This window comes from Liquorilactobacillus uvarum DSM 19971 (genome assembly GCF_001434935.1).
Lineage (GTDB): Bacteria > Bacillota > Bacilli > Lactobacillales > Lactobacillaceae > Liquorilactobacillus > Liquorilactobacillus uvarum.
Genome location: NZ_AZEG01000001.1, coordinates 1 through 4,822, shown reverse-complemented (window position 1 = coordinate 4,822; position 4,822 = coordinate 1). Strand labels below are relative to the sequence as shown.

General features: G+C 37.0%; 5 protein-coding genes. 4 read left to right on the top strand and 1 reads right to left on the bottom strand.

The window, feature by feature from the left end; translation table 11 throughout:
• Positions 1 to 526: 526 nt before the first annotated feature.
• Entirely contained in the window at positions 527 to 685 is a 159-nt protein-coding gene (locus FD20_RS13245; protein ID WP_157060798.1) for a hypothetical protein, read from the bottom strand.
• A 261-nt stretch (positions 686 to 946) separates the two neighbouring features.
• Between FD20_RS13245 and FD20_RS00020 the strand changes: the two genes are divergently transcribed.
• The 4 genes from FD20_RS00020 to FD20_RS00005 all read left to right on the top strand — a co-directional run bounded on the left by FD20_RS00020 (position 947) and on the right by FD20_RS00005 (position 4,392).
• Positions 947 to 2,248: a Y-family DNA polymerase gene (locus tag FD20_RS00020; RefSeq protein ID WP_057735463.1), complete on the top strand. Its 1,302-nt coding sequence runs from the start codon at positions 947 to 949 to the stop codon at positions 2,246 to 2,248.
• Entirely contained in the window at positions 2,241 to 2,561 is a 321-nt protein-coding gene (locus FD20_RS00015) for a hypothetical protein (RefSeq protein ID WP_057735462.1), read from the top strand. Before FD20_RS00020 ends, FD20_RS00015 begins: the two co-directional genes overlap by 8 nt.
• Positions 2,554 to 2,925, top strand: coding sequence for a hypothetical protein (locus FD20_RS00010; protein ID WP_057735461.1), 372 nt, complete (start codon positions 2,554 to 2,556; stop codon positions 2,923 to 2,925). Before FD20_RS00015 ends, FD20_RS00010 begins: the two co-directional genes overlap by 8 nt.
• 201 nt (positions 2,926 to 3,126) lie before the next feature.
• Complete coding sequence (locus FD20_RS00005) at positions 3,127 to 4,392, top strand: NRAMP family divalent metal transporter (protein WP_057735661.1); 1,266 nt, start codon at positions 3,127 to 3,129, stop codon at positions 4,390 to 4,392.
• Positions 4,393 to 4,822 lie beyond the last annotated feature (430 nt).

The following is a 4,822-nucleotide window of genomic DNA, read 5'->3' as shown; positions in this document are numbered from 1 at the left end:
AGTCCAGCGAGATAATTAATAAAATTGATGATGATTTTGAAGAGATTTAAGATTGTTAAAAATGAAGTTAGTTAGATCGGAAGAGAAAAAGTAAAGTGTAAAGAGCTTAAACTTTATCTTGCTGGACTGTTTTTTTTGTGTCTAAATTTGAAGTTAAATATTGATTCTGCATTGAGTTGAAAAAGAGGTTACATTATTATTGGGAGATAAAATTATAGGTTATCTTAGGCAAAACGAGCTTGTTCCGATTCTAGGAATCAAGCTTTTTTGTGCGTAAACAAAAAGGCAGGGAGAGAATTGATTTTTGAGACATATTCATAGCGGAAATAAGAGACCGGAAGTGTACTAAAAGTCTACCAATTAATGGACATATTTTCTTTTTATTTGGCCGCTATGCGTGTTTACAGAGTCTATATGAAAAGACGCTATTTTTTGATCCTTGACCTAAAAAGAAGGTACACGAAGAAACCAAAGAATATTCCTTCAACTACAGATAGGCTAATATTGTATAGTGAAGTAAGAGAAGTTAAGAAACTAAACTTTCATTGCCAGTGATTAAAGCGTCTAAAGCATCAAAAAAGTGCATACCTATACCAAAATACACTCCAGAAACCACTCCTCTTCTAGCATACTTCTTTTTCATTTTGAAATAGTCTGCTAATCGATAGTCTTTAACTTTATTCATGAGCAGTCCTTTCTTGAAGTTAGATATATATGACATATAGAAATAACATTGCTTTTTAAACTTGTCAAATATATGTTGCAGCATAAACAATTTTTATAAAGTTATCTTTGTAAGGAAGATAACTTTTTTTCTTGGTTTCAGATGAGTTACTTAATTTCTAATAGGTGTCCTGTTAATTATAGCAGCAAAATTCCATAAAAAAAGAACACACGTTCGCTATTTTGTGTTAATATATAAACAAAACTTGCGGAAGTGATGGATATGTTTACAAATGACGAACCGCGCGGTGTTTTCTTCTTAATCGATAATAAGTCATTCTATGCCAGCTGTGAGGCGGTACAGCGCGGGTATAATCCGCTTAAGGTTCCGCTAGTAGTACTTAGTGAGGCTGAAAATACAAATGGGGGGCTTATTTTAGCTACCTCTCCGGAAGCCAAACGACTATTTAATTTGAAGGCTAATGTTTCCCGTAAGAGAGACTTGCCGCGAGATCCGCGGTTACAGGTAGTACCACCGCGGATGAATCTGTATATTCAGCGCAATGTTCAGATTAATGAAGTCTTCGCACAATTCGCCTCTGAAAATGATGTTTGGCCTTATTCTATTGATGAAAGTATTCTTGATATGACACATTCTTGGCGTTTATTTGGTAATTCACCGCGTGAAGTTGCGCGTTTAATTCAAAAAAGAGTACGGCAGAAACTAGGCCTGTATACAACTGTAGGGATCGGTGATAATCCGGTTCAAGCTAAAATTGCACTAGATATTTACGCTAAACATACGCATGACCTAGTAGGTGAGATTCACTATGAAACAGTACCTGAAAAGATTTGGACTGTTAATAATCTGACAGATGTTTGGGGGATCGGCAAGCGTACCGCCAAACATCTTAGGCATCTTCAAATTCATAGTATGTATGAACTGGCTCATGCCAATCCCTATTTGCTGAAAGAAGAAATGGGTGTCATTGGTGCCCAGCTATTCGCAATTGCTTGGGGTGTTGATCGTTCCAATCTAGATTATAAGCCGGTCACTAAAGAAGCTAGTATTGGTAATTCCCAAGTATTACCTCGTGATTACAAAAATCAGTCAGAAATTGAAACGGTGATCAAAGAAATCGGTGAACAGGTTGCTGCTCGATTACGACACCATAATAAGCTGACCAAGTGTCTGTCATTAGATATTGGCTTTTCCTATGCTTCTGCGGCAGAAGATGGTCGCGATGGCTTTCACCATGCACTAAAAGTTGATTCGACCAACGATAACCGTGAGATTACCAAACAATTGTTATTTTTATTCAGAAAGAATTGGGAAGGACAAGCTGTCAGAAATATTGCTGTATACAGCAGCAGATTAATCGCTAATACAGGCCAGCAGCTTGACTTGTTTTCAGATCCGCTTCGCCAATTAAAAAACGAAAAATTAAATTACGTAATTGATGAGATCCATAAACGTTTCGGCTTCACCAAGTTGGTCTATGCAACCAGTTTAACAACAGGCGGGACAGCTATTGAACGTTCCAAATTAGTTGGAGGGCATAATGGAGGAAATAGCTATGAATAAGGATTTAGAAATTATTTACAGCCGGATGCAGTTATTATTTAAAAGGACTAATCGTACTCGATATTGGTTCCAAGTAGCTAATGATCCCTATGATTGCAGCTATAATTTCTTTTTCAATAGTCAACACAAAGGGGAACGATTAAAGTCAGTTCCTTTACACAAAATTGATAGCTATGATCTCCAGTATTTAGAAAAAATTATTGATGGGCTAAGAAAAAAAACAAGTTTGAGTATTAAATTTATTGGTTTTACTGATCTGAGATGGCCAAAAACACAGAAATTAATTCAATGGAGGCGTGATATTCTTGAATAATAAGGATTTTGATATGGGAATAGTTAATGATTTTTTCAAGTATGATTATCATGATCGTGGGATGATTAAGTGGCAAGGATTTTATCTGTCCGATCATACCGCTGCACTAAATAAAAAAAATGCTGATCTTAATCAAGAATACCGGTATAAACCGCAACAGACGCTTGAAAAGATAACATCCATTCTTGCCGAGGCTTATAGTCAGCGGCGCCAAGTAGTAATTCAGCTGAATGAATTAGATCGTAACAATGTGAATTTACCTGATGTGACTACACTGATCCATGGGTATAATGCTAATGAGATCGTCATTGATTCCAACAAATTTGTTCGCATTAGTGATATTCGAAATATCGGATATGTTTAAGAGAGAACTAGTAGTTTGGATCTTTAGGTACGCATATAAATGATCTTATTAGTCACGCAGAGTTTATTTGCAATTCATTTCCTTCTATATATTGTATATCTATATTTTTTGGAGTACGATATACGGTACTTGCAACTTGAAAATATTTGCTAGTTAGAAGTATAGTTATTATGAATTGGAGTGGTTCACTTGCAGCCTAACATTGAGAAGGTACATATTTCAGGAGAAAAAAATCTGCTAAAAAAATCGGCAAATTATCACTGGTTAAAAATTTGGGGGCCTGGGTTAATTGTCATGCTTGCCGACACAGACGCCGGTTGCTTAATTACGGCTGCTCAATCAGGAGCTCAATGGGGCTATACTATGATTTTGCCTCAATTATTATTAATCCCAGTCTTATATATGGCTCAGGAGATGACAGTTCGTTTGGGCATCGTTACCCATAAGGGCCATGGTGAATTGATTCGAGAAAATTTCGGTACTGGTTGGGCTTGGCTTTCAGCAGGAACTTTAGCGGTGTCTGCTATTGGAGCATTATTGACGGAGTTTATCGGTGTTGCTGGTGTTGGAGAACTATTTGGAATTTCGAAGTGGATTACTGTTCCAATCGCCACAATTCTGTTAGTCGGTATTGCGTTCAGTGGAAGCTATCGTCGTGTTGAACGGGCTGGTATTGGGATCGGTCTGGCCGAGCTGGCGTTCATTATTGCAGTTATTATGATTAGGCCTAATTTGTCTCAAATGGTTCAAGGATTGATGACGATTCCGTGGCGCCATTCATCATATATTTACTTAGTAGCAGCTAATGTTGGAGCAGTCATCATGCCATGGATGATTTTTTATCAGCAAGGTGCTGTCATTGATAAAAATCTGAATGCAGACTCAATTAAGAAGGAGCGGCAAGATACATTTGTCGGAACTCTTGTTACTCAAGGAATCATGCTTGTTTTTGTAATTGCATTTGCAGCAACATTAGGGACCAGCTCTTCTTCTGAATCATTGAGTTCTGTGGGTGATCTGGCCGGTGGTTTAGCTCCTTTTATTGGCAGTATGCCTGCTAAGATTTTAATCGGTGCCAGTATTTTAGGTGGATCTCTGGTAGCTGCTTTAGTTGTCGCCCTGGCAGGAACTTGGGGCATTACTGAAGTACTTAATTGGAAGCACAGCTTGAATGAGCCTTTAAATCGTAAAACTGCTGGTTTTTACATAATGTATACATTGGCACATGTTATTGGAGCCGTTTTAGTTCTTGCCAATTTTGAATTAGTAAATATGGCAGTAGCTGTAGAGGTCATGAATGCATTGTTGTTACCGATCGTCCTCGGCTTTTTATTGGCATTAGAAGCTAAAGTTCTGCCTAAAAAATATTGTATGCAGGGTATGTATAAATGGATCGTTACTACACTATGTGTTGTTGTGATGGTTTTTGGAATTTATATGATCGGTCCAATCGCTCATCTTTGGTAATTGGTCTTCTATTATTTATAGAAGATAGTATCGTAAGCAAAATGATTAATGTGGGATGGATAAACTTTTATTGTAATCACCAGCTAAAAATTTAACATTGCAAAGTGAAAATACTTCAGTAGTTGTAAGGATCATTACAAAATTTTTTTGTACTTCCGGTGTGGGGCAAAGCTGTGATTATGGGCATTTGGTATGAGAGTTGCAAAACTCAAAAGAAATAATAATTTGTTTTATAAATATTATTTCTTTGCAAGTGTAATCGCTTGCATTAAATTGGAGATGCTATATAATAAAGAGTGTAAGGGGTTATAGCAAACGCTATAATCGAAAGCCATAACATCATCTTGTATGATAGTTAGGCAAAAGAAGCTGTCGCAAGGCAGTTAGAAAAGAGGTTAGAGTTTGACTATCCCTTATTTATCAGCAGTCC